A 26,842-nucleotide genomic window follows, 5' to 3' on the forward strand; every position below is an offset into this window, starting at 1 on the left:
TAGCCTGTCTCCATGCAGTCCTACGACGTCACCGCCGAGTCCGCGGCACCGCCCGCGGCCGTGTGGGCCCTGTTGCTCGACGCCCACAGCTGGCCGGCCTGGTCCCGCGTCGACGCCCTGGAGACCGCGCAGTCGACCGGCCTCTCCCCCGACGGCCGGGACGGCGTCGGCGCGGTGCGCGCGTTCCGGACCGGAAAGGTCGTCACCAAGGAGCGCATCACCGCGCTTGAGCCGGAACGCCGGTTCGCCTACGAGGGCGTCGAAAACCCGCAGCTGACCGGCTACCGGGCCGCGGTCGAACTGACGGAGCTGCCCGGCGGCCGAATGCGGATCCGGTGGCACGGCACCTATTCGGCCCGCTGGGGAATGCGCTGGTTCCTCCAGCGATACCTGCGCCGCTTCATGCACGACATGGCGACCGGGCTGGCCGACCACGCCGCCGGGGTACCGGTGCGCCCGGACCCCGGCGCCGGGTTCAGCGACTGACCGCGAAGACGGGGCGCGGCGGCCAAGGCGGCTCGCGCGGTGGGCGTCCGTCCACTTTCGACATTCAGCGAAGGCACGGCTTCCCGGTCACAGACTCTGGCCGCCGGACGCTTCGATGCGCTGCGCGGTGATCCACGACGCCGCCTCGGCGGTGATGGCCCGGACGGCGTTGCCGACGTCTTCCGGCTCCCCGACCCGGCCCGACGCGTGATTGGCCGTGACCATGGCCCGGTACTCGTCGTCGTCGCGGATGACACCGCCGGCGAAATCGGTCGCGGTCGCACCGGGCGCGAGAGCGTTGACGGTGATGGCACGTGGCCCCAGCACTTTCGCGGCGTACTTCGTGTAGACCTCGATGGCTCCCTTCATGGCGGCGTAGACGGAGTACGCCGGGTTGGCGGCGTAGCGGGTCAGGCCGCTCGAGGTGAACAGGATCCGGCCGCCCTGGCGGACCATGGGAGCCAGGAGTTCGGTGAGCAGGATCGGGCCCCGGACGTGCACGGCGTAGAGAGCGTCGATGACGTCGACGGTGGTCTGGCCGAACGGGGTCAGCTTGTCGAACCCCGCGTTGTTCACGAGGATGTCGAACCGGTCTGTCTCCCAACGGTTCCGCAGGTGCGCGCGAAGCTGCTCGGCGAAGGCCGGGAAGGTCTCGGGCCGGGTGAGGTCGAGGGGCAGGGCGGCCGCGGTGCGACCGCGAGCCACGAGCTTGCCGACCACGTCCTCGGCTTCGTCCGGGTTGGCGCGGTAGGTGAGGATGACGTCGGTGCCATCGTCGGCGAGTGCGTCGGCGGCGGCGCGGCCGATACCCCGGTTGCCACCGGTCACGAGTGCGATACGAGTCATGGTCGGATCTCCTGGATGAAAGGGAGGAACGAGCGGCGGTCGAAACGCGCGACCAGCCCGCCTGAGCGATGGAGGCCAGACCAGCTTCTCTTGGCGACGGACCTGACAGCAATGGGAAAATCGGCAGGTAATCATTGCGCTCAGCGCAAAGACCGGGAAGCCCGGCGAACCGCGCTGCCGCTGTCGCTCGATCCACCAGGTCACCGCGTCAGCCCGACGTCAGAGGCCCCTCATCGCCACTCGGTGAACCAAGCGCTACCGGGCTCAGCCAGTCGATGTGGTGCTGGGTCAGCCACGCCGCGGTGTTGCGCGGCCCGCCCTTGAGCCGTTTCGAAATCGCCACGTCCCGGATGAGCCGCTTGATCGGGCCGGGGGTGGCCGTGCCGCCCATCTTCGCGCTGGTCGCCACCAGCCGCTCGACCCGCTCCCGGCGCAGCGCTTCATACGCCCGGAACGCCGCACCCGGCTCGGGCGCGTCACGCAAGCACTTGGCCAGCACGACCGCGTCCTCCATCGCCATCGACGCACCGTGCCCGGCGTTCGGCGCCGCCGCATGCGCCGCGTCGCCGACCAGCACCATCCGGCCCGCGTGCCACCTCGGCGTCGAAGCGATGTCGTAGCCGTTGCTCGCCCGGATCTGCTCCGATGCCTCGACGATCGCCGCCGCCGGCGAGCGGTCGTCGCGCAGCAACGCCGTCGCCTGCCGCTTCCACTCCGCCACCGACGTCGAGGCCAGCTCCACCTTCGACAGCTCCGGCCGCGGCAGGTTCACGAACCACCACGTCTCCCCGTCGGGCGCGGTCGTGTAGGCGAAGAAAACCCGCTTGCCATAGATCATCCGGTACGCACCCGGCATCGGATCGACCGGCGCCTGCCGCGCATAACCGCACAACACGACCGTCCCGGTGTACCGCGGCTCGGGCGCCCGCGGATCGATGAGCACCCGGGTCGCCGAATGGACACCGTCGGCGCCGATCAGCAGCTCGGCTTCCCGCCGGGAGCCGTCCTCGAAGATCGCCGCCACCCCACGCTCGGCCTCGACGTCGACGTCGTCGAGCCGCTCACCGCGCTCGATCTCGATCCCGCGCCCGACGGCCTCCTCGTGCAGCACCCGGTACAGCTCGGCCCGCTTGATGTTGTGCGGCCCGTACCCACCGGCCGGACCGCCCCCGATGGGTGCCTCGCCCAGCCGCCGGCCCGAGCCGCTCCAGAACACCGCGCGATCCGCCGGGAACGACGCCTCCAGCACCGGCTTGTCGGCCTCGATCGCGTGCAGCGCGTCGAAGCCGTTGTTCATGATCGTCATGAACGCGCCGACGTCGTCCGTGTCCGTCCCGCGGGCCTCGCAGACGACGGAATCGATGCCCGCCTTCTGCAGGGCCATGGCCGCGACCGGGCCCGCGACGCCCCCGCCGATGATCAGCGCCTTGGTCATCCCGCTCCCCTCGCCTCGAGGCCCCCGCGTCAACCCGGGTACAGCCGCGGACCAGGCTAAACCAGGCGAGGCCGTCCGGCGGGGTCACACGGCCGCCGGGTTCGGCGGTTTCGCGAATCCGCCTCGGCCGCCGGGTGGTCGTCGGCGCGGGTGGTCCAGGCGTCCTTCGCAAGGTGGGCGGGGCGGCGCTGCCGCGGCGCGCGCGGGAGTGCCGGTCGCGCCGGCCTCGGCCGCAGGCGGGTCGTCGAGCGGCGAACTGACGGCGGCGGCGTCGCGATCGATCGGACGAGATCGCGCCGGATCCGTTCCGGACCGCGCGCGACAAGGCCGAGTCAGCCGCGCCCTCGACACCACGCCCCGCTGTCGCCCCGCCACCGGGTGCCAACGCTTGACCGCGGCGGACAGCCCAGGCGCGGATCGCGGCACGACAAGAGGCTTTCTCAGCTTGCCGGCCACCACTGGGCGTGGATCCGCTCGACCTGAGGTAGAGCCGGCTATACCGCACGGGTAGCGCAGCCTCACCCGGTTGTGCTAGCTCCTGCACCATCGCGCTCCGAGCGGCCCTTCTCTACCGTCGTCCCATGCGATTTCGACCGATCACGCCACCAGGTTCCGACCGCAAAACTGTTCGACTGCATTCGAGAGCCGTGATCGGGCTGCTGCTGGCGGCCGCCGCAGCTTTGGTGGCGACATTCGTGCTCGCCCCCGCCGCCCTTCTGAAGCCGACCTTCGGGGCTTACGATTACACGCAATTGCAGGATGCCTTCGGAAGTGCTCTCGTCGAGTATTGGCGAAGCGGAACCCCGGCGTTCCCCGCCCGCCTGACGACACTGGTCGACTACTGGTTCCAATGGCATGCGATCAAAGTGGCGATCAGCGCGCTGGCGGTCATCGTCTTCGCCTTGCTCACCACCGCGCTGTGGCAGCGATACCTGCGAGCCCGGCCCTGGTACGCGGCGGTCGCCACGGCCGCCGCGGTGTTGACGGTCCTCGCCATGGGAGTGTTGATGGTGAACATCGAGGTGACCGCCGTACCGCTGGTCGGGTTGCTGGGGCTGCTACCCGGCACAACCGCCGACGGAAAACTCGCCCAGGTTTTGAGTGAGATGCACGAAGGGCTGACGGAATCGGCCGGCCCGCATGCCGGTTCCCCCGCGCTGACGATATTTCTCGGCGAGATCGAGCGATACCACTGGGTCATGGTGGCGATTTCCGCCACGCTGATGGTGGCAACCGGCCTGGCGAGCGCTTATTTCTGGAAGCGGCGTATCACCGGCGACCCGGGCGCCACCCGCGTCAGATTCATGCACACCACACTCGGTGTCGTCTCGGCTCTGACCGCATGCCTGCTGCTACTCCTGGCAGGGGCCACTACGCTCTCGGCGCTCGAGCCCGCCACCACGCTGCTGGACGTCATCGGTGCGGGCTGAACACCGCTCCTGCTGCGTCGTAGGGTCGTGACCGTGGCGACGAGCGTGTGGCGGGCGATGACGGGCAACCCCGTCCGATTCGTCCTGTCGCGATGGCCATGGCGCAGCCTGGCCTATGTGGTCGGCAGCGTGGCGGTCATCTCGATCGCCTGGCTGGCCTTCCTGCCGCTGCTGCTGTTTCCGCCGCTGCTGCTGCTCGTCGGCGTACCGATCGGGGCGCTGGAGCGCACCCGGCTCGGGTTCCTGGAGCCGCCGGCGGTCCCCGACCCGCACGCACCCGCGCCCCCGGGCGCCTGGGCGTGGGTGCGGCTGCGGGTGACCGAGGCCGCCACCTGGCGCGAACTCGGCTATTGCGCCTGCCTGCTGTCGGTGCTGGCGCTCCTCGACCTCGCCGCGGTGCTCGTCCTGTTCCTCTGCCTCCTCCTGCTGGCGCTGCCGCTTTGGGTCGGGTTGGGCCTGAACGTTCATTTCGCGGTGGGCACCTGGGCGGTCGAGACCGTCGGGCAGGCGTGCGCCGTGGCCGGGCTGGCCGGGGTGCCCGCGACGGTGGTCACCCTGTACGGAATCAGCGTGCTCGGCGGTGCCCAGGCAGCCTTCGCCAAGTGGCTGCTCGCGCCCACCGGCACCGAGATGAACCGTCAGGTCGAGGAGCTGGCCCGGTCACGCAGCCGGCTGGTCGACTCGTTCGAGGCCGAGCGCCGCCGGATCGAGCGAGACCTGCACGACGGCGCGCAGCAACACCTGGTGCTCCTGACGATGAAGCTGGGCCTGGCCGAGCGGCAGCTGGCCGACGCGGACGGACGCGCCGGTGAACTCGTCGGAGAGGCCCACGAGCAGGCTCGGCTGGCCCTCACGACCCTCCGGGACCAGATCCGCGGCATCCATCCGCAGATCCTCACCGATTTCGGGCTGGGCGAGGCGGTACGCGAACTCGCCGAACGGTGTCCGATTCCGGTCGAGGTCGACCTCGACCCGCCCGGCCGGCTGCCGCCCGAGATCGAATCCCCCGCCTACTTCGTGGTCTCGGAGGCCCTGACCAACGCGGTACGGCACGCCGCGGCCACTCGTATCCGGATCAGTGGCGGACTCGCGAAGCAACGGCTGGTGCTGACCATCGTCGATGACGGCAGGGGCGGCGCTGAACCGTCACGGGGCACGGGCCTGCGGGGGCTGGCCGACCGGGTGGCCGTCGTGGCTGGCACCCTGGAGATCAGCAGCCCACGAGGAGGACCCACCACAGTGCGGATCGACCTGCCGTGTCGCTACGAATAGTGCTCGCCGAAGACGCCGCGCTCATGCGGGCCGGACTCGTCAGCCTGCTCGAAGGACTGGGCCACACCGTGGTGGCGGCGGTCGGCGACGGCGACTCGATGCTGGCGGCCGCCCGAGAGCACCGGCCCGACCTGGTCATCACCGATGTCCGCATGCCGCCCGGTTTCACCGACGAAGGGCTGCGTGCCGCGGTGACCCTCCGCGCCGGCGACCCGAGCGCGGCGGTCCTCGTGCTGTCGCAGTACGCGGCCACCGCGTACGCCGCCGAACTGCTCGGCCCGTCCGGCCGGGCCGGAGTCGGCTACCTGCTCAAGGACCGCATCGGCGAGGTCGCCGACTTCGCCGACGCGGTGTCGCGGGTCGCGGCCGGCGAGACCGTCATCGACCCCGACGTGGTACGGCAGTTGCTGAACCGCCCCCGCACGACCAACCCACTCGACCGGTTGACCACCCGGGAACGGGAGGTGCTCGGGCAGATGGCCGAAGGACACAACAACCCGTCCATCGCCCGAACGCTCGAAATCAGCCACGCCGCGGTGGCCAAACACATCGGCAACATCTTCACCAAACTCGAGCTCCCCGAGGCCGACGGCCACCGCCGGGTACTCGCCGTCCTGACCTACCTGCGAAGCTGACCGCACCCGAGCCAAGGAAACCACCTGATGGACCGACCCGGTTTCATCGGCCGGCGGCGGACGCCCGCCGCCCGGGGGTCGAGCCGCCGACAACGCGCGGTGACGCGGTGAGCCTCGCCCATGACGAGGCCGGCGTGGGCGAGGCCGGGCCTGCTACCGCCTGCCGGGCTGACGTCCCCGGCCGGCCGTTCGCGCCGGCCGTCCGCCGGGCCGGCCCACACCCCAGACCAGGCTGATGTCGGTGAGCAGGTCTTTCGGCTTGACGGCCACCGTCTTCGGCAGCTGCGCGGTCTCGGTGGCGCACCGGGAGCATTCCAGGGCCGGGTGTTCGATCTTGCTCCTGCTCGTTCCTCACCTGCGGTAGTCCACCGACGCCAGGACATGTTCGGCGACCACGAGGTCGTGCGGGTAGGTCACCTTCAGGTTCTCCTGCTCGCCGCGGATCCACCGCACCGGAACCGCGGAGAACTGTTCCATCACCGACGCGGTGTCCGTGCCGTCGAACCCCGCTCGCGCGGCCGCCTCGTAGGCCTCCAGCAACGGCGCGGCCCGGAACGCCTGCGGGGTCTGGGCGAGGACCATCGACGCCGACGGGAGTTCCGCCAGCGTTTCCCCGTCGTCCGCGACCACGGCGACGTTTTCGGCAGGCAGCCCCGGGATCGCGCCGCCGTGTTCGCGGGCCTCGTGGAGCACGCCTTCGATCAGCGTCGGGCTGACGAGCGGGCGTGCTCCGTCGTGGATCAGCACGGTGTCCACGGTGCCGCGGTCGATGCGCTCGGCGAGGTGGCGGAGGGCCTTCAGCTCGGACTCCTGCCGGGTCCGGCCGCCATGGACGACCTCGACCGCGGCGCCGTCGACCTCGCGGTCGAGCACCCACCGGACGAGCTCGTCGTCCTGCGGCCGGACGACCAGCACCAGCGGCCCGATCCCCGGGACGCGAGCGAACGCGGCCAGGGACCACGAGACGACCCGGCGCCCGGCGAGCGGGAGGTAGACCTTGTTGACCCCGGCCCCGACGCGCGTGCCCGCGCCGCTGGCCAACACGACGGCCGCCGCCTGCTTCACCATAGGGCGCATCATAATGCCAGGATCTCGCTCAGGGTCGTGAGCAGCCTGGCGGCGTCCGCCCGCCCCGTCCGCGACGCGGTGGTCGATGGTCAGCCCGACCGCCCAGGTTCGACACCGTCGTGGTGCCGCCGGACAGCTCCGCCAGGGTCAGCTTGCCGAACCGGGCGCGGCCGGGGGAACACCGCAACAGCAGCTCCGCTCAGCGCCGGGTTCATCGTGATGACCGATCCCGAAGGGAACGAGTTCTGCCTGGATTGACCGCGGAGCGTGGGACCGCACGGCGGACCCGCCGGTAGACGACGAGCAGCAGGATCAGGCCGGTGACGGTCAAGGCGTGGGTCGAGATCCGCCCGGTGATCGGCAGGCCGCGCACGAGGTCGCTCACCGAGGCGACGCCGAGCACGACGGTCATGCCGCAGTAGAACGGCAGCCAGACGCCCGCCAGCCGGGGGTACAGGGCCACGCACAGCAAACCGGCGCCCAACGCGAGATTCCAGGGAACACCGGCGAAGCCCGGCTCGCCGGGGTGCGTCATCCCGGGCATGGCCACCATGTCGGCGGGCGGGCCGGCGGGCAGGAACAGCACGCCGAACCCGAGCCCGGCCTGCACGAGGGCAATGAGCGCGAGGGCGTACCGCACGAGCCACCTCTGTGCTGCGCCCCGCCGGGCGTCCTCCGCGAGAAGTGTCGTCACACTGGGGACACGGCTCCCGGGCCGGATCGGTTGAAAGTGTCCACAATCCCCAGGCCTTGCCCGTGAACGGCGGCGGCCGCTGGTTCGGCATCGACGAACTCCGTGGCATCGCCCGGCCAACCGAGGTCAGGTCAGTGGACGCTGACCGCGTTCTGGTGCACCAGCGCAATCGCGGCGGCCAGATCGTCCGGAGCGGACAAGAACGGCGAGTGCGACGTCGCCAGCTCGACGACCGTGGTCGCATGAGCCGAGACGGCATCGATCTCGTCGACGAAGCGCCGCTGCAATGCGAGCGGAACGGCCCGGTCGTCCAAGCAGACGATATAGGTGTGAGACACCGCACCGAACCGTTGCAGCGTAACAGAAACCGCCTCGCCAGGGATGCCGAGTGGCCCGTCGTCGCCGAGCAACGAGATCGCCGCTTCGGCGGTGCGCTCCTCGACGTCGTGGTAGAACGCGTCGCGGATGTCGGCATGCCGGGCGCGGTCACCGGGATCGATGCGCAACGCACCGATCGCCGCCGCGTCGCCGATCAGCAGGCGTGACACCTGTTCGCCCGCGTTCTCCGGCGTGGCCAGGCTTTGCACCGCGCCGACTCCGGTGACCGGGGCGAACGCCGCCAGGTACACCAGTTCGGCGAACAGCTCGGGCGCCGTTTCGACGGCGGCGGTCGCCACGCATCCCGCCATGCTGTGGGCGACGACCACGCACGGCCGGCCGCCACCGATCCGCCGCAGCTGCTCCACCAACGTCGCCGCCGCTGACGACGCCGTCACGCCGGCGGACGGTGTGGGCTCGGCGGCGTAGGCCGCGGAGTCGAACGGCCGCGCCCAGCGGGCCGTCGGCGAATGCCGCTTCAGGCCATGCCCGTCGAGGTCGACGGCGATCGACGGCACGCCACGACCGGCGAGCCGTTCGGTGACCAGGGACCAGGCCCAGCTCCCGTGCCACATACCGGGCACGAGCACCACCGGAGAAATGATGTTCACCCCGCCGACCATAAGAACCGGCCACCCTCGCAACCACGTACAACGAGTACGGGGGTGATCGTCAGCGAAGTATCGAGTCCAGCAACGCCAGCCGTTCTTCGGCTCCGCTGCCCGGCACGGGCTTCATCAGCAGCATCCGCTGACGCGACAACGGGCTCAGCAGCACCACGCAGTCCAGGTCGAGACGGCCGACACGATCATCGACGACCCGCTTCGTCGAGCAGTGCAGCACCGACACCTCGTGGTCGTCCCACAGGGCGGCGAACTCGGCGCTGGCCCGCAGGAGGGCCGCCACCAGGTCGGCGGCGTCGGTTTCGCCTTCGCGCTGCCCGGTGATCGCCCGCAGATCGGCGACGTAGGCGCGACCGGTCTGCTCGTGCTGTTCCTCGGGCTCCAGCTTGAAGCGCCACGTCGGCGACGTGAACCACTGCCAGACCAGGTTCGCCTCCCGTCCCGGGCGTCCGGTGAACGAGCCGAACAACGCGGTGTTGAGGAGGTTCTGCGCGACGACGGTGCCCAGGTCGTCGGAGATGAATCCCGGCATGGTGCGCTCCACCGCCGTCAGGACGCTGAGCAGGCCCGCGTCGACGAAGCCCGCGGGATCACGAGTCGCGGGCGCGCCCTGTCCCGCCAGGCGGTAGAGGTGGTCGCGCTCGTCCACGGACAGCCGCAGCGCTCCCGCGAGGCCGTTCAAGACACCCCCGACGGGCGGGCGCCGCGGCCTTGCTCCAGCTGTTCGTAGTAGACGGCCGACACGGTCGCCATCGCCGCGACTTCGTCCCGGCGGAGCCCGGGTGTGCGGCGCCGGCCGTTCGACCGGAGTCCGACGTCTTCCGGTGCGAGGGATTCCCGCCGCCGGCGCAGGAAGTCACCCAGCTCGTCTCGCTTGACGTTGTGGGACGGGGAAACCATGACGGAATGATTCCACACCGGTGGTGGTCTCGGTCGGCGCGAGGGTTGTCTTGTCGTACGGTCTACACCGTGACCTCGGCGGTCACGTCACCACCGGCGAATCCGCCGACCGCACCGCTCTCCGCCCTGACGGTGTGAAGGACCGGGCAGTTGCCATGAGGAGGAGAACCAGCAGGGCCGGGGCGGCGTAGGCGAGGCGGAACTGTCCGGCGGAGCCGAGGACTCCGCTGACGGCTCCGCCCGCGATGACGCCGAAGTAGTTGAAGAGGTTCAGGCGGGCGAGGATCGCTTCGGCGGCGTCCGGCTGGAGGCGGCCCGCGGAGGCGAGGCACAACGGTGCGAACGCCGAGACGCCCAACCCGGTCAGGCCCGCGGCCGCGGCGGCGATCGGCCAGGTGGGCGCGAACGCGAGGCCCGCTGCCGCGGCGGCGGTGAGGGCGGTGGCCCAGCAGACGACCGCGACCGGTCCGATCCGGCGGACCAGGCGATCGGCGCCGGCCCGCCCGAGCACCGTGCCCGCCTGGTAGGCGGCATAGGCCAGCGGAGCCGCGGTCAGTGATGCGGCCAGCGTCTCGTGGAGATAGGCGGTCGACCAGGTCGACACGCTGGCATCGATGACGTAGGCAACCAGCAGGACAATGCCGAAGGGAACCAGCCTGCCCCAGCTCCTCGTGCCCACCGCGGCGGGTGCCCGGCCGGGCGTGGTGCCGGGCAGCCGGTGCGAGCGGATGCCCAGCGCCAGTACGACGACGACCGCGGCCTGGATCACCAGGGTGTCCGCGACGGGCCAGTTCAGCCGGCCGGTGCCGGCGGTCAGGAGTGCCGCGGCGACGCCGGCGCAACTCCACACCGCGTAGAAGGACGCGAAGATACTGTGTCCGTAGTGGCGCTCGACCGCCGCCGCCCGCGTGTTGGCGGAGACGTCGATGCCGCCGACCGACAGTCCGAACAGGACGTACGCCGCGACGAGGACGGTCGTGTCCGGAGCCCAGGCGATGCCGAGCAGTGCGGCCGCCACGGCCAGGACGCAGCTCCGCATCGCGGCGACCGGCCCGAGGCGGCGGACGGTGGCCATCCCCAGGAAACTGCCCGCGCCGGCGGCGAGCGCGACGGCTAGGAGGATCGCGGTGGTGGCCAGGGCGGGCAGGCCGAACCGCTCTTGGACGGCCGGGATCGTGGTCGACACCGCCGCCACCGCGGTGCCCTGGGCCGCGAAGACGAGGGCGGTGACCCGGCGGGCTCCGGCCTTGCCCTGCGCTGGATCTCGACCGGACAGAGTCATGGCGCGTCCTCGTTCTCGTGGTGCTGCAGGGGCTGAGCGGCAACCGTAAGAAGACCGCGAACGCGGCGCGTAGGGCGCCGTCGGCCGGATTGCGGACCTTCGCGGCCACCCGGGGTCGCGTGGCCGCTGGAGTCCCCTCTGTGGCCGCGAGAACCCGTTACCTCCCGCCATCACCTCCTTACTGTCGTCTCACACCCACGAAGAGCGAAAAGGAGGTGGGCCGGTGACGGACCCGACCTACGACACCTGCGTCATCGGGGCAGGACCGGCCGGGCTGGCGGTGGCCAGGGCGCTGACGGAGCGGAACCTGCCGTACACGCACATCGAGCGCCACACCGGCGTCGGTGGCCTGTGGGACATCGACAACCCCGGCAGCCCGATGTACGAGTCGGCCCACTTCATCTCCAGCAGGACGCTGTCGGGATTCGGCGGCTGGCCGATGCCCGATCACTTCGCCGATTACCCGCCGCGACAGCAGATCCTCACGTATCTGCGCTCCTTCGCCGACGCCTACGGGCTCACCGACCGGATCGAGTTCGGCGCCGGGGTGGAGTCCGTGGCGAAGAACGCGGACCACACCTGGACGGTCACCCGGGACGACGGCCGAGAGAGCGTGCACGGGCAGGTCGTCGTCTGCACCGGCGCGCAGTGGCACCCCAACGTTCCCGAGCTGCCCGGCGAATTCGCCGGGCAGATCCGGCACACCGTCTCCTACCGCAGCGCCGACGAGCTGCGCGGCAAGCGGGTGCTGGTCGTGGGTGCGGGCAACTCGGGCTGCGACATCGCCTGCGACGCGGCACGCTCGGCCGACCACGCCGTGATCAGCATGCGCCGCGGCTACTGGTTCATCCCCAAGCACGTGTTCGGCCGGCCGGTGGACACGCTGGCGCACACCGGACCCAAGCTGCCGATGTGGCTCGAACAGCGCGTCTTCGGGCTCCTGCTGCGCATCCTCAACGGCGACCCGCGACGGCTCGGGCTGCCGAAGCCGGACCACAAGCTGTTCGAGACGCACCCGGCGGTCAATTCGCTGCTGATCCACCACCTGCAGCACGGAGACATCACCGCGAAGCCGGGGATCGCCCGCACCGCGGGCGACACGGTGTACTTCACCGACGGCACCAGCGACGACTTCGACCTCATCCTGCTGGCCACCGGATACGTCCACAAAGTACCGGTCGCCCAGAAGTACTTCGGCGACGAGCAGCATCCCGACCTGTACCTGTCAGCGTTTTCGCGTGAGCACCGCGGCCTGTTCGGCGTCGGCTTCGTGGAAACCAACTCCGGCGCCTACCAGCTCTTCGACACGCAGGCCCAGCTGATCGCCGGATTCATCGACGACGACCGCCGTGGCCGGCCGGCCGCCGCCCGATTCGGCGAACTGATCCGCACCGACCGGCCGGACCTGTCCGGTGGGCTGAAGTTCGTCGACTCACCCCGGCACACCGGGTACGTGGACAGCAGCGCGTTCGTCGAGTACCTGGGAAAGGTCGCCGCCCGGATGGGCTGGCCCACCCAGGGGCAGGAACCTGCGGCCCAGCCGACGCCGGTGGTCGTGCCATGAGCTATCCGTTGCGCGACAAGGTGATCTTGGTGACCGGCGGGGCCGGCGGCATCGGCAGCGCCCTCTGCCACCGCTTCGCCGCCGAGGGAGCAGCGTGCCTCGTCGCCGACATCGACACGGCCCGCGCCGAGCGGGTCGCCGCCGCGCTGCCCGGCTCCGGGCACACCGGAATCGGCTGCGACCTGCTGGACCGGGCGGCGGTGGAGAGACTGTTCGACCGGGTCTCGGCCGCGCACGGCCGGCTGGACGTCCTCGTCAACAACGTGGGCATGACCAGCGCCGAACGGTTCGACGTGCGCAGCGTCGAGAGCATCCGGCGGGAGATCGAGCTCAACCTGCTGTCCCCGCTGATCACGACGAGGATCGCGATCCCGCTGCTGCGGGCCGCGGCCGACCCCCGGGTGGTCACCACGGTCTCGCTGGGCGGCATCTTCCCGCTCGGGGAAACCCCGATCTACACGGCCTCGAAGTTCGGCTTGCGCGGCGCCATGCTGTCGATCGCCCTCGACCTCCGGGACAAGGGCATCCTGGCGGGATCGGTACTGCCGTCCGCGACCGACACCCCGATGCTGCGCCAGGAGGCGGTGGACGGCGGCAACGCCCTGCAGTTCCAGGACCCGCCCCAGCAGCCCGCCGACGTCGTGGCGGCGGTGCTGCGGCTGCTGGACCGGCCGAGGCTCGAGGTCTATCCGAAACCGAGCGAGTCCTACCTGGTGCGCCTGGCGATGCTGGCGCCGAATCTGCTGCCGCGGCTCATCCCGCTGTTCCGCAAGAAGGGCGAGCGGGGCATGGCCCGGTATCTGGAAGAGCTGCGCGGCCGGGGACTGGCCCGCCGCGACGGCGGGCACTGGGAACTGGTGGGGGAAGCGTGAATCTGCGTGTCGTCAATCCGGCCACCGGCGAACAGGTCGCGACCGTCCCCGTGTTCGACGCGGAGCAGGTCGCGGCGGCGACCCGGCGCGCCGAGGAGGTGTTCGTCTCCGGCACCTGGTCCCGGCGTGTGCCGAGGGACCGGGCCGCGGTCCTGCTGCGGCTGGCCGGGCTGATGGAACGCGATGCCGAGCTGCTGGCCCGGCTCGACTGCGAGGACGGTGGCAAGCCGATCACCGAGTGCCGCGACGGCGACGTCCCCGGCGCGATCGAGTCGATCCGGTGGTTCGCCGAAGCGGCGGACAAGCTGTTCGGCCGGATCGCCCCGACCGGGCCCGGGCACCTCGGCCTCGTCTGCCGTGAGCCGGTGGGCGTCGGGGCGGCCATCCTGCCGTGGAACTACCCGCTGGCCATGGCCGCCTGGAAGGTCGGCCCGGCCCTGGCCGCGGGCAACAGCCTGCTGCTGAAACCCGCCGAGGCGACGCCTCGCTCCGCGCTGCACCTCGCCCGGCTCGCGGCCGAGGCCGGCCTGCCCGACGGGGTGCTCACCGTGCTGACCGGTCCTGGGCCGGTCACCGGCACCGCCTTGGCCCGTGACCCGCGCGTCGGCGCGCTGTCCTTCACCGGGTCCACGGCGGCGGGGCGGCGCATCCTGGCGGACGCCGCCGAGACCAACTTCAAGCGCGTGTCCCTGGAGATGGGTGGCAAGAGCCCGCAGATCGTGCTGGCCGACGCGCTGGGCTTCGGCGACGAACTCGTCGAGAACATGATCGAGGCGGCGTTCCTGACGATGGGCCAGAACTGCACGGCGGGCTCGCGCGTGCTGGTCCACCAGGACATCGCGGAGGAGGTGCTCGCCCGGTTCGTGGCCGCGGCCGCGAAGCTGCCGATCGGCGATCCGGCGGATCCCGGAACCCGGATCGGGCCGCTGATCAGCCCGGCCGCCCGGGACCGGGTCGCGGCGGCCGTCGACGCGGCCCGCTCGGCCGGAGCCCGCGTGCACGTACCGGATCTGCCCGGGGGCCTGGACCCGCACGGCGCCTACTACCCGCCGACCGTCCTCACCGAGGTCCCGGCCGGCGAAGCGGTGCTGACCGAGGAGCTGTTCGGTCCCGTGGTCACCGTGCAGGCCTTCGCCACCGAGGCGGAGGCGATCGGCCTGGCCAACGCCACCCCGTACGGCCTGGCGGCGTCGGTCTGGACGCGGGACCTCGACGCGGCGGTGCGCCTGGCCCGCGGCATCGAGGCCGGGGTGGTGTCCGTCAACGCCTACAGCGAGGGCGACCTCACCGCGCCTTTCGGCGGCTGGAAGCAGTCCGGATTCGGGGGCGCGGAGAAGTCCACGACCGCGTTCGACCAGTGGACCAGGGAGAAAACGGTCTGGATCCGGACCCGCTAGCCGAGCCGGTCGCGCAGCTCGAGCGGCCCGATGCCGTGCCAGCGCCGGACCGCCCGCCGCAGCGCCCGCTCGTCGGAGAACCCGGCCTGGTGAGCGATGTCGCGCAGGGTGTGCTCGGGCCGGCGGAGCAGCAGCTCGACCCGCTCCCGCCGCACGCCGTCCACCAGCTGTTCGTAGGTGGTGCCGCACTCGGCCAGCCGACGGCGCAACGTCCGTTCGCTGGCCGAGTGCCGGCGGGCCTGCTCGGCGAAGGTCGGGACCGTCGGCAACGCCTGCGCGATCGAGATCTCCAGCAGCTCCAGCAGCTCCTGGCGGACCCGGGGTTCCGCCAGCTCGCCGTCCAGGAGCTGCAGCGTCGAGGCATGAGCGACCGGATCGCGGCCCGGCAGGACCGTGCGCGCCCAGGCCGGCGCGAAGACGAGCCGGTTGTGCGCGGCTCCGAAGACCATCGGACAGCCGAACAGCTCGTCGAACGGCTTGGCGTCCCCGGGAGCGGCGAAGGCGAACTCGACCCGGCCCGGCGTGAACTCCGAGCCGAACCCGAGCCGGATGAGCGCGACGGCGCTGGCGAAGGCCTCCTCGATCAGGAAAACCGCCACGGCCGGGTACAGCGCCGGATCCGGCAGCGCCACCCGGACCACGAACCCGTCCGGCTCCCACGCGGCCGACCAGACGAGCATCGCTCCCGAGAGGTTCTGGTACTTCACGCCGGTCGTGATCGCGTGCTCCAGGGTGTCGCTGGCCATCAGCGCGAAGCCGAGCAAGCCCCAGGTGGTGGGGTGCTGCGCAGCGCCCACCCGCAGCCCGAGGCGCTCGTCCCCGATCAGTGCCACGGCCTGCTCGATCACCGCCGCGCCCTGCCGATAGGAGACCCGCAGATCGGGCGAGGACAGCAAGGACTCGTCCAGGCCCACGCTCGCGAACAACGGGCCCAGGTCGACACCGTCCTCCGCGGCGGTGGCGGCGAGCGCACGCAGGATGTTCGGCGGTACCGTGGCCGAAGTGCTGCGCCTGGTACCGGCGAGCTCCGCCGCGACCGGGGTGTCGGACATCGCATCTTCTCCACTGTGCGAAGCAGCTCGCTCCCCGGCGATCCCATCTCGCGATCGCTCGTGCTGCGTACCGCTGTCCATTGCATCACGGCGGAGCGATCGGCACCGCATCCGGTCTCGGGGACGCTGCCGGCGAAGGCAGCGGCCGGACGTGTCTTGCGTCACGGAGCACCTCTCCGGCGACGCCGCTCACCCGAACCACGATTCTCAGAGAGCTCTGAGATCCGGTCGTTAGCGTGAACCGATACGTATTCGCGCCGGTTTCAGGAGGGATTCAGTGAGAGTGATGATTCGGATCGCCAGATCGGTGCTCGTCCTGGCCTCGGTATTCCTGTTGTCCCTGGTCGGCACATCCGTCGTCGCGTCGGCGCAGACGGCATCGCCGAGCCGGACGTGGCATCTGGAGCAGTTCGACAGGACCAGCCGGATGTGCGTTCAATACGGTCCCGAGGGGAGTACCCACGCCTCTTACTTCATCTTCGTGGTGAGCGGGACGTGGACCACCGACCTCGAGTTCGGGATGCGCGACCTGCCTCCCGGCTGGACCGCCACCGAGTACTACCTCCCACCGGGCTCCAACTTCCACAACCCTGACGGCTCGATCAACGTCAACGGGTTCGTCGGCGTGCGAGGACCGGCGTCGGTGCCGATGGCGACGTACCACGCACACATCTGGGTGTCGGACGGGACCGTGACCGAAACCCTCCCGACCGACATCGTGGTCACCACCGAGTCCTGGGTGGACTGCATGAACCGGGGGTGAATCCCCGGCACCAAGCGCCGACAGCGCGGCAGCACTGGCCTGGCAGGACCGGATCACCCTCACCGGACCGGTCCACACAGGACAGTGCTGCCGCTTCGCGCCACAGGAGACCTTTGCGTCAGTACTGGAGGGGCCGGCCTCCGGACCACCCGAACCATCGATCGATCGCCACGTGGACCGTCACCAGCGGATTCTCCCTGGCGGGGTAGTCCTTGCCGAGGAAGTGCCTGGAGAGCCGATCGATGTCGGCGAGGCCCTCATCGGGCTTGATCGACACGACGTGTCCCTGGACGGAAACATGCGTGCCGAAATCGTCCGCCGCAAGCACGGTCAGCGACACGTGGCCGTTGTTCTGCAGGTGTTTCAGCCGGGCCCGGTCGGCGTTCATGCACAGCATGAGAAGTCCGTCATCTTCGATGAGGTACCAGGTCGCCACCGACACGGGGCGACCGGTCGACGTGACCGTCGCCATGACGGCCGGGTTCGGCTTGCGGAGAAAGGCCAGGGCAGCTTCTGGCAACGGAGCATCAGACACAGGTCCATTGTGTCAGGACCCGGGTCCCGGGACACGGCACCATCCGCCAGATCACATCGCCGACTGACCACCGGAAGCAGGGCCGGCGAGGTCACCGCGACCGCCGGCCTTGCCGGACCGAACTGACACTCGTAAGGTGTCGTCGGCGCCGCCACGCTCCTGCTCGCCCTGGCCGTCCGGATCATCCGCCCCGCCTGGCCGGGACCCGCGTCTTCACCGGCGCCCTCGGCCTCTTCGCCGCCCGCCGAATGGCAGCCGGGTTCGGCGGCGAACTCAGCGACGAGACGGCCTTCGTCCACCCGGCCGGATGTTCGGGGTACGTACGTTCGTACTCGGGGTGGACATCCTGCGACTGCGGCCGCCCGGACGAACCCACGCCGCCGGCCAACCGGACCGAGCGCCGTTTTAACAGTCGTTTCAGGTTCGCTCGATATGAAGTTGGCATCGCCGGGCGACGCGGGTCTCGTGGCCGAACGCGCCGCGCTCTACGGCAGCAGGACCGGCTACGCGACCCTGAAAGGCAGCCATTCATGATCTCCGTGCTCGTGGTGGACAACCAGCCGCTGCAGCGCTTCGGGTTTCGCATGCTGCTGGAGAGCACCCCCGACACCGAGATCGTCGGCGAGGCCGAGAACAGCGCCGAGGCCGTCCGGTGGACCACCGAGCTGCGTCCCGACGTGGTGCTGATGGGCATCCGCGTGCCGGGCGCCGACGGGATCGAGGCCACCCGGCGCATCGCCGCCGCCGGTGGGCGTTCGCGGATCCTGGTACTGACGACGTCCGATGCGGACCGGTACGCGCTCGCCGCCCTGCGGGCCGGGGCGAGCGGTTTCCTGCTGAATGACACCCGACCGGAAGAGCTGATCGCCGGCATCCGGGCCGTCGCCGCCGGGGACGCCGTGATCGCGCCGGCGCTGACTCGGCGGCTGATCGACGCGTTCGCCGACCGGCTCGGCGACGACCTCTGCGGGCCCGTGCGGGAGGATCCCCGGTTGGGCTCCCTGACCGGCCGCGAGCGCGAGATCTTCGTCGCCATCGGCCGCGGCCTCACCAACGGCGAGATCGCGCAACGGTTCACGCTGTCGGAGTCGACGGTGAAGTCCCACGTCGGGCGGGTCCTGGCCAAGATCGGTGCCCGGGACCGGATCCAGGCCGTCATCCTCGCCTACGACCTGAGACTCACCCGGCCGGTTTAGCGCTTCACCTCGCGCGGTCACGCGGTGGTGATCTGCCCGTCGACGACCCGCACCGGCACGGTGGTCAGGGGTTTCGTTGCCGGCCCGCCGGTGACTTGGCCGTTGCCGTCGAAAGTGGAGCCGTGGCACGGGCAGCGGAAGCCGGAACCGGCGGCCGTGATGGGGCAGCCCTGGTGTGTGCAGGTGGCGAGGAATGCCATGAAGGTGTCGGCCGAGGGACGCACCAGATATGCGGCGGAACCGTTCGGTGCGGTGAAGCTTGTCGACGAACCGACGGCGACGGCGGAGACCGCAGCGATCACCATCCGGGAGTTCGGTCCCGGGTCTGCCGGCCGGCTTGGTTTCGGGTTGGTGGTGGTGCGACGGGAAAGGGCGATAACGCCGCCGCTGACGGCAGCGGCCGCCGCGGTGATCAGGCCGCCCCAGAGCAGAATGCGTCGCTCGGCGTCGTCCGGGGCGTGGTTCGGCGGGCGACGACGGCGTATCGCGGCGCGCAGGCGGTCCGTCGTGGAGAACAGGCCTGCGTCGCCGGCGACCAGCAGCGGGGTCCAGGCGGCTGCGAAGACGACGTCGGCGCCGAAGTAGTACGGGCGGGTCGTCCAGCTCACGGTGAGGAAGAAGCTCAGCGCAAGGAGAAACCCGCCGAGCGCGGCGATGCGGGTGAACAGCCCGAGCAGCGTACCCAGCCCGACAGCGACCTCGCCGAGGGCGATGACCAGGCCGAAGACGGTCGGGTGATCGGCGGCGAAGGACACCAGCGGGCCGACCGGGGAGGTCGTCGCGGCGTGCAGCATCTGAGCGTGGACGCCGAGGGGTGAGCTGTGGTCCAGGTAGTGGGTGTCGAGGATTTTGGAGAGGCCCGCGTAGAGGAACGTGCCGCCGAGGAAGACGCGGAGCGGCAGGAGTGCCCAAATAGGTCTCCGTAGTGACGTATCGGCCCGTGGTGTTGTTTCGCCAGGGGAAGGCTTGAGGGACAAGAGAAGCCGCCTTTCATCAGTCCAATGCGGACGTGTGTGAGCTCCGAGCTGCTCACACACGTCCGGCGCTTCGTCAGGACTTGCGCGGGGAGACCGTCATGATGCCCGTGCACATCTCGTCGCTGGTGCCGTCGCCCCACACCACGTAGCGCGGCGGCAGCTTGCTCAGCTGTGGCAGCCGTTTGCGCAGCCCCGCGTCGTGCGTACACGTCACCCGCAGCGTGTCCCCCGGACCGATCTCCACCGGCGACGGCAGCTTCACCAGCCGCTGGTTGTCGAAGTCGAACTGCGGCACGTCCAGCACGACCTCGGCGTTCGGCTTGCCGGGGTTGAGTTCGACCTTGATGGCCCGACCGAGCAGGTGCATGTGGCCGAAACCGGCGAACAGCGTCGCCGGCGCCTCCACCTTGTGGTCGCACGTCTGGGTGTCGCCGGGCTTCGGCGCGCTCTGGCCGCACTCCTCCACCTGCCGGTCCGCGGTGCCGCCGACGTCCGGCCCGAACCGCTTCGTCACGTCCGCGATCGAGGCCGCCCGGTCACAGAGCGGACCCGACTCGCCGGCGGCGCAGGGCAGGTCGGTCGGCGCGTCGAGCGGCAACGTGTCGAGTTCCCTGGTCTGCGGCGTGCCGTCCGTCAGCCGCAGCCGCACCGCCGTGCGGTCCGACCCGCCCGGCTTGCCGTCGGTCGCGAGCAGGTTGTAGTGCATCTGGAGGATGACCAGGCTGCCCGGCTCCAGCTTGAAGCCGACGTCCTGGGTGAACAGCGTCTCCGTGGCGCCCGGCGCCCAGGTGTCCACCCACGTCGCCTCCCCCTCTTCCACTTCGGCGCCCTTCACGCCGGTCCCGCCGAAACACTGCCAGCCGGGACCGGGGGTCTTCGCGTCCTGCTCACGCACCGCGGCAGCGCCGCCCGGCGGCACCACGTACACGATGGCGTGGTGCGCGAGGGCGACGTTCTCCGGCGTGACCTGGGTCCCGGTCAGGAACGCCGCCTTGGTCAGGCCCGGATCGATCACCTGGCACCGGTACTCGTCCGTGCCGCCGCCCTCCGGCGGCGCGGGCGTGTAGGCCTCGGCCATCTTCAGGTCGACGAACCGCTCGCCGGCGCGCAGCGGCTGTGGTGGAGCCGATGCCGCGCCCGCGTGCGCGCTGTGCGAGCCGGCCGCGGCGGGCGCCGCACTGGTGCCGGCGCCCGGCCCGCAGGCGACGACAGCGAAAACCGTCGCCAGCGCCATGGCGGGCGCCCCGAGCCTCCGCAGTGGACTATCAGGTTTCGTCATAACCTGAACGCTAGGCCGGATTCCGTCCCGTTTCATCGTACTGCGGTCGGCATTCCGGGGAGGGCGTTGGTACCACGGTACTGAGTTGACTGTCCACAGTGGAGTCATCGGTGCGGCCCGGGATCGACGCAGCCGGAAGTTCGATCCGAAGCAGCGCACCACCGCGTGCGGACCGGGCGACGGTGACGCGGCCGCCGTGGGCGTCGACGACCCGCTGCACGATCGACAGCCCCAGACCGGATCCCGGCAACGCCCGGGCGCTGTCGGCACGGTAGAACCGGTCGAACACCCGCGGCACGTCGGCGGCGTCGATGCCCGGCCCGGCGTCGTCGACCTCGAGCACCGCCGACGCGCCCTCGGCACGGAGCCGGACTCCGACCGGCTGGTCCGCGGGGGACCACTTGCCGGCGTTGTCGATGAGGTTGAGCACCGCCCGTTGGAGGCCGGCGGGACGCCCGCTCACCCACACGGAGGTCACGTCGAGCGCGACCTCGATGTCGGGCACCCGGGAACGCGCCCGGGTCGCGGCGGCCACCACCACGTCGGCGAGGTCGAGCACCTCGGTGCTCTCGTCGCTGACGTCACCGCGCGCCAGGTCGGTCAACTCGGCGGCCAGGGTGCTCAACTCGGCCACCTGGGCGCCGAGGTCGTTGAGCAGCCGGGTCCGGCTTTCCGGCGGCAGTGCGCTGTCCAGGGTGCCCCGCCGATCGAGCCGGATCAGCAGCTCGGCGTTGAGGCGCAGGCTGGTGAGCGGGGTCTTGAGCTCGTGGGCGGCGTCCTCGGCGAGCAGCCGCTGGGCCCGGCGGGATTCCCGGAGCGCGGCGAGCATGTCGTTGATCGACCGGATCAGCCGCCGGATCTCCCCACCTCCCTCGTCCGGGATGCCGGCGTCGAGATCCCGGGTGTGCGCGACCCGGACCGCGGCGGCGGTCAGCCGGTCGATCGGGGCCAGCCCGGTCCGCGCCACGGTCCGCCCGACAAGGGCGCCGCCGGCCACGCAGAGCAGCCCGATCAGCAGCATGCCCAACCCGAACTCGTTGAGCGGGCTGTCATCGGCGACGCGGGCCACCTGAACCGCGCCATCGCCCGCCCGCAGCGTGTAGACGAGGTAGCCGTCGTCGTCGCTGTCGCCCGCCTCCATCAGGTCGGCCGACGCGCCCCGCGCCACGCGCTCGGCGTCCTCGCTGACCGGGGGCAGCGCGGGTTGGCCGGCCGGCGTCCGGACCGAGCCGTCGGGCAGGATGACCCGCACCAGCTCACCGAATCCGGGATACGGCGGTAGCTGGGCCTGCGCCAGACCGGCGCGCTCCGCGTTCGCCGCCAGGACGCGGGAGTCGGCGCGCAGCTGGTCCTTCGCGGTGTCCTGCAGCTCCCAGGCCAGTAGCTGGCTGGACACCTGGAAGGCCACGAACACGCTGACCGCGATGGCCGTCGCCGCGATCACCGTCATCCTGGTCCGCAGGGACCGCCGGCGCCACCAACGGGTCAGCCGGCGCGGTTCCCGGCCGGCGGGCCTGCTCACGGAGGAGTTTCCCGCAACGTGTATCCCAGGCCGCGCCGCGTGTAGATCAATCGCGGCTCGCCCCCGGCCTCCATCTTGCGGCGCAGGTAGCTCACGTACACCTGGAGGTTGTTGGCGGTGGTGCTCATGTCGAAGCCCCAGATCGCCTCGAACAGCGCGTCGCGGGTCAAGACTCGGGTCGCGTTGCGGACGAGGACCTGCAGCAGGGAGAACTCGGTCCGGGTCAGGTGCAGCGGCCGCCCGCCCCGCCATGCCTCGAACCTGTCGGGATCGACCCGGACGTCGGCGAACGACAGGATCTGCGGCTCCCCGTCGGCCGGCGTGCGCCGGCGCAGCAGGGCCCGCACCCGGGCCAGCAGCTCCTCGGTGGCGAACGGCTTGGGCAGGTAGTCGTCGGCGCCCGCGTCCAGCCCCGCGACCCGGTCGGAGACCTGGTCACGGGCGGTCAGCATCAGCACCGGCAGCTCCCGGCCCGCACCCCGCAACCGCCGGCAGGTCTCCAACCCGCCGAGGCGGGGCATCATCACGTCGAGGATCAGCAGATCCGGCGCGTCGTCACCGACCCCGTCGAGCACGGCGAGACCGTCGGCGACGGTGCTGGTGTCGTAACCCTCGACCTGGAGCACCCGCTCCAGCGACTCACGGATGGCCGCCTCGTCATCCGCGATCATGATCCGCACGCCGGCCCGCCCCCTTCCCGTCGATGCTTTGCCGCTCATCCTCCCCGATCAACCTGAAGCCAGGATTAAAGCGTCGCCGCGGTTCGTCTGGTTCACCCATGCATGGCCATCGGCGGCTTCCCCGGCATCCGCTACGGCACGATCCGGCCGCAGTACATCCCCAACGAGGGCTGGGCCCCAGGGCGCCGCCACGAGCACCGGGGAGTCGGCCGATGCCACACGCACAGCCCGGAGTCCACCGCCGGTGTCGCGCGTCCGAGGTTCGTCGACAGCGGCCCGGGTTGCGCCCCAATGTGGCGTTCGGTGCGTCCAACGCACCCCCAGTCGATGGAGACGCCGGATGATTGTTCGAGGAAGCGAAGCAGTTCGACCGGGAACGGAAGCACGAGAGTGGAGTTCTTCTCCGCAGCGACGGCCACAACGGTCTCGAGCAGCCGCAACTGAAGGGCCGTCGGCGTGTCTTGACTCGTGCCCGGCGTTCCCGCTCAGCCTCCGCCTGCCGGGACAGCCGCCACACCCCGTCGCGGTCGAGCACGGTCACCTCGACCCCGCGCTGCTGCAAGAACCACGCGGTCGACAACCCGACGACGCCAGCACCCACCACGATCGCCGTTCGCGGCCTGCGTCCCCCTGATCGCCGGTGACCCGAGCGACGGAGACTTCACTCGACCCGATCATTTCCGACGGCCTCCGCATCGCAGTTGTCCTGACACCTCCATACTGAGGGAAAATCCAGCCGCGCAGTTGTATCGATTCGACAATCACGGAGGTGTGGTTTGTAGCGTTTCTCCACCGCGTCGTATCCGGCGCAGTTGATCGGCCACACGGATGGTGGATCAAGACGAGTAGCCGCGGTCAGGCGCGTAGCGCCTTTGACACGTCGCCGGACGCGGGATCTCCAAACAGTCGTTAGCCGAACCAGCCCCCGGGGGGTCGACAGTAACACAGGCTCCCTGAGATCCGTTATGCAGATTTAGCGCAGTGACGAGGTCGCCGTCGATTGAGCGCCGCCGGTCACGCTCACACGACCATTCGTCCTGCAGTTGGCACCGCTGAGCGCGGGCGGGCTGTACCTCCGCCGGGGGCCTTCTAAACTCACGTTGAACTTGCGGGGGTGAAATGAATCATTCACGACAACTCGTTCATCGCTCGATCTTGGCGGTCGACATCGAGAGCTACGGGGATCCGGACCGGACGACGCCACACCGGCTGACGATTCGCGACGGCCTCGACCATGCGCTGCGGCGAGCCTTCGACGAGGCCCGCGTTCCGTGGTTCGACTGCCGCCACGAAAACACCGGTGACGGCACATTCGTCCTGATACCAGCGCAAGTCTCGAAAGGTCCCCTGGTGGAGACTCTGCCTGCCGCCCTGGCACGGGAGCTGCGCCGGCACAACGAAACTCACCGGCCACAGGAACGTATCCGGGTGCGAGTGGCTCTGCACGCCGGAGAAGTCGCCTACGACGACCAGGGCGTGACCGGCCCCGCAATCAACCGGACATTTCGCCTGCTCGACGCACCGCCGCTGAAGACAGCGCTGGCCGAGTCACCGGGCACGCTGGCGCTGATCACCTCGGCGTGGTTCTTCGACGAGGTTGTCCGCAACAGCACCGTCGCGGACATCGGAGCTTTCCGGTCGGTCCAGGTCAGCGTCAAAGAAACCGCCACAACCGGATGGATCAGCCTGCCCGACCATCCCTACTCGTCAGGCGCCGCGGCCGGTTCGCTCACCTCCACCGTCCGGTCAACGCAGCAGCCGGCCGCAGCCGGAGTCGGGGATCCCGGTAACGCAGGCAGCACGCTGCCGAGGGATGTGCCGGTCTTCACCGGACGCGTCGACGAGCTCCACCTCCTGACCGCGACCGTTGCCGCCGCCGCGGAGCAGAACACACTGGGCACCGCGATTCACGTCGTCGACGGTATGCCTGGAGTCGGGAAGACGACCTTCGCGGTGCACGCTGCCTACCAGTTGGCGCGCTATTTCCCGGATGGCCAGATCTTCCTGGAACTGCACGGCCACAGCGCCGGCCAACCCGCCGTAGCTTCCACCGACGCACTCGCCTCGCTGCTGCTTCTGCGGGGCGTCCCGACCTTGGCCATTCCCTCCGACGTCGATGACCGCGCCCGGCTGTGGCGGGAGAAGATGGCCGGCAAGCGCATCTTGCTGCTGCTTGACGATGCGGTCGGAGACGAGCAGATCCGGCCACTGCTGCCCGGCGGTACCGGCAGCTTGGTGCTGATCACCAGCCGACGACGGCTCGAATCGATCGCCGACGCCGGCCGCGTCTCCCTGGACACGCTCTCGCCCAAAGACGCAGCCGCGATGTTCGACCGCTACACGTTCGGGCAGCACGATCCGGACGCGGTCGACGAGCTGATGAGACTGTGCGAATACCTGCCGCTGGCCATCTCGCTCACGGCGGGCCGGTTACGCTGTCACCCCGGCTGGACTGCTCGGCAGCTGGCCGGCGACCTCACCCGTTCCCACAACCGTTTGAAGACTCTGCGAGCCGATAACCGGAGCGTGGCCGCCGCGTTCGACCTCTCCTACCGCGACCTCAACCCGCACCAGCAGCGTCTTTTCCGGCGGTTGGGTCTGTTTCCGGGTAGCAACATCGACGCGGAAGCGGCCGCGGCACTGGACGACACCACCGTCGAGACCGCTCGCGAGCACCTCGACGTGCTGTACCTCAACCACCTGTTGGACGAACCGGCCCCCGGGCGCTATCGCCTGCACGACCTGACCCGCGCCTACAGCCGGACGCTCACCGACCCGGGCGCGGACGCGGGCGCGTTCGAACGCCTGCTCGACCACTACATCGACACCGTCCGCGCGGCGCACCGTTTCGTGCACAGCGCCACGCCTCGGCTCGAACTGATCGTCCGGGCGCCGATTCCAGCACGGCAGTTCGCGACCGAAAGCGAGGCGATCGCCTGGCTGAGCGCGGAGCGGACCACCATCGGAGCCTGCATCATTTCCGGTGCCACCAACGGCGAGATACGGCGGGCGGCCGAGCTGGCGATCGCCTTCCACCCGTTCCTCGAACAACACGGACACTGGCTCGATGACCACCGCATCCACCAGGCCGTGCTCAGCGCGGAACAGGCGGCCGGCGACGTCACCGCCGAAGCCGCGACCTTGGTAGACCTGGGGCGTCTCCAGCGCCTGCTAGGCAGCTTCCATGATGCCGCCAAGACGCTGGCGCGTGCTCGAGGCCTGCACAGCGAGCTCGGCGACCGGCTCGGTGAAGCCAACGCACTGGACGAGGCCGGCCTCGTCCAGCTCGAGCTCGCCGAGACACAACGTCGGGCAGCGGAATGGGTTCCTCCGGGTATCGACACGACGAAACCCAGCAGTTCCCGGACCTACGACTACCTGCTGGGCGGCGCGCACAATTTCCCAGCCGACCGGGAGGCCGCGGAACAGGCCGAAAAGATCATGCCCGGCATCCGGGACGTCGCCCGGCTCAACCGCACGTTCCTCGTCCGGGTCGTGCGCACGTTGATGGACCTGGGCATCCGGCAGTTCCTCGACATCGGCTCGGGGATCCCCACGGTGGGCAACGTCCACCAGATCGCCGGGGAGATCGACCCGCGCTGCCGGGTCGTCTACGTGGACCGCGACCCGATCGCCGTCGCGCACAGCAAAATGCTCCTGCGCACCAGCGAACACGCCACGATCGTGCATGCCGACTTCACGGATCCGGACGGTATCTTCGCCGACCCGGAGATGCACCGGCTGGACTTCGGCGAACCGATCGGCCTGCTGATGGTGGCCATGCTGCACTGGATCCCGGACGCCAGCGACCCGCACACGCTGCTCGCCGAGTACCGCCGCCGCGTCCCGGCCGGCAGCTACTGCCGCATCAAGCAACGTTGGGTAGGTAATCCGGTCGGCGGATCTTGGAGTTGACGGCGAAGTGACGCTTCGGGTGGCAGTGGCGGTTGCGCCAG

The 26,842-nt window shown here is 70.4% G+C and carries 24 protein-coding genes and 2 pseudogenes; 10 read left to right on the top strand and 16 right to left on the bottom strand.

Annotated features, from left to right (window positions below; translation table 11 throughout):
* The first annotated feature begins 12 nt into the window (after positions 1-12).
* The gene (locus AB0G28_RS41875; protein ID WP_361103004.1) at positions 13-486 is read left to right on the top strand and encodes an SRPBCC family protein; all 474 of its coding nucleotides are present in this window, start codon (positions 13-15) and stop codon (positions 484-486) included.
* Between the two features lie 87 nt (positions 487-573).
* Here the strand turns inward: AB0G28_RS41875 and AB0G28_RS41880 are convergent, their stop codons facing one another.
* Positions 574-1,332, bottom strand: a complete 759-nt coding sequence (locus AB0G28_RS41880) for an SDR family oxidoreductase (RefSeq protein WP_361103006.1) — start codon at positions 1,330-1,332, stop codon at positions 574-576.
* 208 nt (positions 1,333-1,540) lie between these two features.
* Positions 1,541-2,767, bottom strand: coding sequence for an NAD(P)/FAD-dependent oxidoreductase (locus AB0G28_RS41885; protein ID WP_361103008.1), 1,227 nt, complete (start codon positions 2,765-2,767; stop codon positions 1,541-1,543).
* Between the two features lie 647 nt (positions 2,768-3,414).
* On the opposite strand from AB0G28_RS41885, the gene AB0G28_RS41890 reads away from it, so the two are divergent.
* The 3 genes from AB0G28_RS41890 to AB0G28_RS41900 are packed head-to-tail and all read left to right on the top strand — an operon-like array spanning position 3,415 to position 6,104.
* Positions 3,415-4,197: a hypothetical protein gene (locus AB0G28_RS41890; RefSeq protein WP_361103010.1), complete on the top strand. Its 783-nt coding sequence runs from the start codon at positions 3,415-3,417 to the stop codon at positions 4,195-4,197.
* A gap of 33 nt (positions 4,198-4,230) precedes the next feature.
* Positions 4,231-5,469 carry a sensor histidine kinase gene (locus AB0G28_RS41895; RefSeq protein WP_361103012.1) on the top strand — a complete coding sequence of 413 codons (1,239 nt, stop codon included), beginning with the start codon at positions 4,231-4,233 and terminating at the stop codon, positions 5,467-5,469.
* 23 nt (positions 5,470-5,492) lie between these two features.
* The gene (locus AB0G28_RS41900; protein WP_361103050.1) at positions 5,493-6,104 is read left to right on the top strand and encodes a response regulator transcription factor; all 612 of its coding nucleotides are present in this window, start codon (positions 5,493-5,495) and stop codon (positions 6,102-6,104) included.
* 351 nt (positions 6,105-6,455) lie between these two features.
* Here the strand turns inward: AB0G28_RS41900 and ispD are convergent, their stop codons facing one another.
* The 6 genes from ispD to AB0G28_RS41930 all read right to left on the bottom strand — a co-directional run bounded on the left by ispD (position 6,456) and on the right by AB0G28_RS41930 (position 11,049).
* Positions 6,456-7,172 carry a 2-C-methyl-D-erythritol 4-phosphate cytidylyltransferase gene (gene ispD / locus AB0G28_RS41905; RefSeq protein ID WP_361103014.1) on the bottom strand — a complete coding sequence of 239 codons (717 nt, stop codon included), beginning with the start codon at positions 7,170-7,172 and terminating at the stop codon, positions 6,456-6,458.
* 211 nt (positions 7,173-7,383) lie between these two features.
* Positions 7,384-7,812, bottom strand: coding sequence for a hypothetical protein (locus tag AB0G28_RS41910; RefSeq protein ID WP_361103016.1), 429 nt, complete (start codon positions 7,810-7,812; stop codon positions 7,384-7,386).
* Positions 7,813-7,997: 185 nt separating this feature from the next.
* On the bottom strand, positions 7,998-8,867 hold the full coding sequence (locus tag AB0G28_RS41915; protein ID WP_361103018.1) for an alpha/beta hydrolase: 870 nt from the start codon (positions 8,865-8,867) through the stop codon (positions 7,998-8,000).
* 49 nt (positions 8,868-8,916) lie between these two features.
* Positions 8,917-9,549, bottom strand: coding sequence for a transcriptional regulator (locus AB0G28_RS41920; RefSeq protein WP_361103020.1), 633 nt, complete (start codon positions 9,547-9,549; stop codon positions 8,917-8,919).
* Positions 9,546-9,767, bottom strand: a complete 222-nt coding sequence (locus tag AB0G28_RS41925; protein WP_361103022.1) for a helix-turn-helix domain-containing protein — start codon at positions 9,765-9,767, stop codon at positions 9,546-9,548. Before AB0G28_RS41925 ends, AB0G28_RS41920 begins: the two co-directional genes overlap by 4 nt.
* Before the next feature lie 82 nt (positions 9,768-9,849).
* The gene (locus AB0G28_RS41930) at positions 9,850-11,049 is read right to left on the bottom strand and encodes an MFS transporter (RefSeq protein WP_361103024.1); all 1,200 of its coding nucleotides are present in this window, start codon (positions 11,047-11,049) and stop codon (positions 9,850-9,852) included.
* A gap of 223 nt (positions 11,050-11,272) precedes the next feature.
* On the opposite strand from AB0G28_RS41930, the gene AB0G28_RS41935 reads away from it, so the two are divergent.
* The 3 genes from AB0G28_RS41935 to AB0G28_RS41945 are packed head-to-tail and all read left to right on the top strand — an operon-like array spanning position 11,273 to position 14,882.
* On the top strand, positions 11,273-12,613 hold the full coding sequence (locus AB0G28_RS41935; protein ID WP_361103026.1) for an NAD(P)-binding domain-containing protein: 1,341 nt from the start codon (positions 11,273-11,275) through the stop codon (positions 12,611-12,613).
* Positions 12,610-13,485, top strand: coding sequence for an SDR family oxidoreductase (locus tag AB0G28_RS41940; RefSeq protein WP_361103028.1), 876 nt, complete (start codon positions 12,610-12,612; stop codon positions 13,483-13,485). Before AB0G28_RS41935 ends, AB0G28_RS41940 begins: the two co-directional genes overlap by 4 nt.
* Positions 13,482-14,882 (top strand): aldehyde dehydrogenase family protein, encoded by a 1,401-nt coding sequence (locus AB0G28_RS41945; protein WP_361103030.1) that lies wholly within the window; start codon positions 13,482-13,484, stop codon positions 14,880-14,882. Before AB0G28_RS41940 ends, AB0G28_RS41945 begins: the two co-directional genes overlap by 4 nt.
* Here AB0G28_RS41945 and AB0G28_RS41950 read toward each other — a convergent pair.
* Positions 14,879-15,934 (bottom strand): AraC family transcriptional regulator, encoded by a 1,056-nt coding sequence (locus AB0G28_RS41950; protein ID WP_361103032.1) that lies wholly within the window; start codon positions 15,932-15,934, stop codon positions 14,879-14,881. The genes AB0G28_RS41945 and AB0G28_RS41950 overlap by 4 nt on opposite strands.
* 286 nt (positions 15,935-16,220) lie before the next feature.
* Here AB0G28_RS41950 and AB0G28_RS41955 point away from each other — a divergent pair, with 286 nt between their 5' ends.
* Entirely contained in the window at positions 16,221-16,697 is a 477-nt protein-coding gene (locus AB0G28_RS41955) for a DUF5980 family protein (RefSeq protein WP_361103052.1), read from the top strand.
* A 118-nt stretch (positions 16,698-16,815) separates the two neighbouring features.
* Here the strand turns inward: AB0G28_RS41955 and AB0G28_RS41960 are convergent, their stop codons facing one another.
* On the bottom strand, positions 16,816-17,232 hold the full coding sequence (locus AB0G28_RS41960) for a pyridoxamine 5'-phosphate oxidase family protein (RefSeq protein ID WP_361103034.1): 417 nt from the start codon (positions 17,230-17,232) through the stop codon (positions 16,816-16,818).
* A gap of 530 nt (positions 17,233-17,762) precedes the next feature.
* Between AB0G28_RS41960 and AB0G28_RS41965 the strand changes: the two genes are divergently transcribed.
* Positions 17,763-18,428, top strand: coding sequence for a response regulator transcription factor (locus tag AB0G28_RS41965; RefSeq protein WP_361103036.1), 666 nt, complete (start codon positions 17,763-17,765; stop codon positions 18,426-18,428).
* Positions 18,429-18,445: 17 nt separating this feature from the next.
* Here AB0G28_RS41965 and AB0G28_RS41970 read toward each other — a convergent pair whose 3' ends face one another.
* From AB0G28_RS41970 to AB0G28_RS41995, 6 genes and pseudogenes are all read right to left on the bottom strand, one after another.
* Positions 18,446-19,405 (bottom strand): Rieske 2Fe-2S domain-containing protein, encoded by a 960-nt coding sequence (locus AB0G28_RS41970; RefSeq protein ID WP_361103038.1) that lies wholly within the window; start codon positions 19,403-19,405, stop codon positions 18,446-18,448.
* A 73-nt stretch (positions 19,406-19,478) separates the two neighbouring features.
* Positions 19,479-20,684 (bottom strand): hypothetical protein, encoded by a 1,206-nt coding sequence (locus AB0G28_RS41975; RefSeq protein WP_361103040.1) that lies wholly within the window; start codon positions 20,682-20,684, stop codon positions 19,479-19,481.
* Positions 20,685-20,694: 10 nt separating this feature from the next.
* The gene (locus AB0G28_RS41980) at positions 20,695-22,206 is read right to left on the bottom strand and encodes an ATP-binding protein (RefSeq protein WP_361103042.1); all 1,512 of its coding nucleotides are present in this window, start codon (positions 22,204-22,206) and stop codon (positions 20,695-20,697) included.
* Entirely contained in the window at positions 22,203-22,886 is a 684-nt protein-coding gene (locus AB0G28_RS41985) for a response regulator transcription factor (protein WP_361103044.1), read from the bottom strand. The genes AB0G28_RS41980 and AB0G28_RS41985 overlap by 4 nt, the downstream gene beginning before the upstream one ends.
* Positions 22,887-23,224: 338 nt before the next feature.
* Positions 23,225-23,394 (bottom strand): annotated as a pseudogene (locus AB0G28_RS41990) (slipin family protein); the annotation flags it as partial.
* A 6-nt stretch (positions 23,395-23,400) separates the two neighbouring features.
* Positions 23,401-23,493, bottom strand: a pseudogene (locus tag AB0G28_RS41995) (FAD-dependent oxidoreductase); the annotation flags it as partial.
* Between the two features lie 548 nt (positions 23,494-24,041).
* Here AB0G28_RS41995 and AB0G28_RS42000 point away from each other — a divergent pair.
* Entirely contained in the window at positions 24,042-26,801 is a 2,760-nt protein-coding gene (locus AB0G28_RS42000; RefSeq protein ID WP_361103046.1) for an SAM-dependent methyltransferase, read from the top strand.
* Positions 26,802-26,842: the final 41 nt, after the last annotated feature.

The organism is Amycolatopsis sp. NPDC021455, assembly GCF_040640995.1.
Taxonomy (GTDB): domain Bacteria; phylum Actinomycetota; class Actinomycetes; order Mycobacteriales; family Pseudonocardiaceae; genus Amycolatopsis.

Excerpts from the sequence above, each read along its gene's own strand:
- ispD (WP_361103014.1), bottom strand. The coding sequence starts at position 7,172 with ATGGTGAAGCAGGCGGCGGCCGTCGTGTTGGCCAGCGGCGCGGGCACG.
- AB0G28_RS41925 (WP_361103022.1), bottom strand. The coding sequence starts at position 9,767 with ATGGTTTCCCCGTCCCACAACGTCAAGCGAGACGAGCTGGGTGACTTC.
- AB0G28_RS41885 (WP_361103008.1), bottom strand. The coding sequence starts at position 2,767 with ATGACCAAGGCGCTGATCATCGGCGGGGGCGTCGCGGGCCCGGTCGCG.
- AB0G28_RS41875 (WP_361103004.1), top strand. The coding sequence starts at position 13 with ATGCAGTCCTACGACGTCACCGCCGAGTCCGCGGCACCGCCCGCGGCC.
- AB0G28_RS41975 (WP_361103040.1), bottom strand. The coding sequence starts at position 20,684 with ATGACGAAACCTGATAGTCCACTGCGGAGGCTCGGGGCGCCCGCCATG.
- AB0G28_RS41940 (WP_361103028.1), top strand. The coding sequence starts at position 12,610 with ATGAGCTATCCGTTGCGCGACAAGGTGATCTTGGTGACCGGCGGGGCC.
- AB0G28_RS41900 (WP_361103050.1), top strand. The coding sequence starts at position 5,493 with ATGCGGGCCGGACTCGTCAGCCTGCTCGAAGGACTGGGCCACACCGTG.
- AB0G28_RS41955 (WP_361103052.1), top strand. The coding sequence starts at position 16,221 with ATGATTCGGATCGCCAGATCGGTGCTCGTCCTGGCCTCGGTATTCCTG.
- AB0G28_RS41930 (WP_361103024.1), bottom strand. The coding sequence starts at position 11,049 with ATGACTCTGTCCGGTCGAGATCCAGCGCAGGGCAAGGCCGGAGCCCGC.
- AB0G28_RS41965 (WP_361103036.1), top strand. The coding sequence starts at position 17,763 with ATGATCTCCGTGCTCGTGGTGGACAACCAGCCGCTGCAGCGCTTCGGG.
- AB0G28_RS41915 (WP_361103018.1), bottom strand. The coding sequence starts at position 8,867 with ATGGTCGGCGGGGTGAACATCATTTCTCCGGTGGTGCTCGTGCCCGGT.
- AB0G28_RS41880 (WP_361103006.1), bottom strand. The coding sequence starts at position 1,332 with ATGACTCGTATCGCACTCGTGACCGGTGGCAACCGGGGTATCGGCCGC.
- AB0G28_RS41950 (WP_361103032.1), bottom strand. The coding sequence starts at position 15,934 with ATGTCCGACACCCCGGTCGCGGCGGAGCTCGCCGGTACCAGGCGCAGC.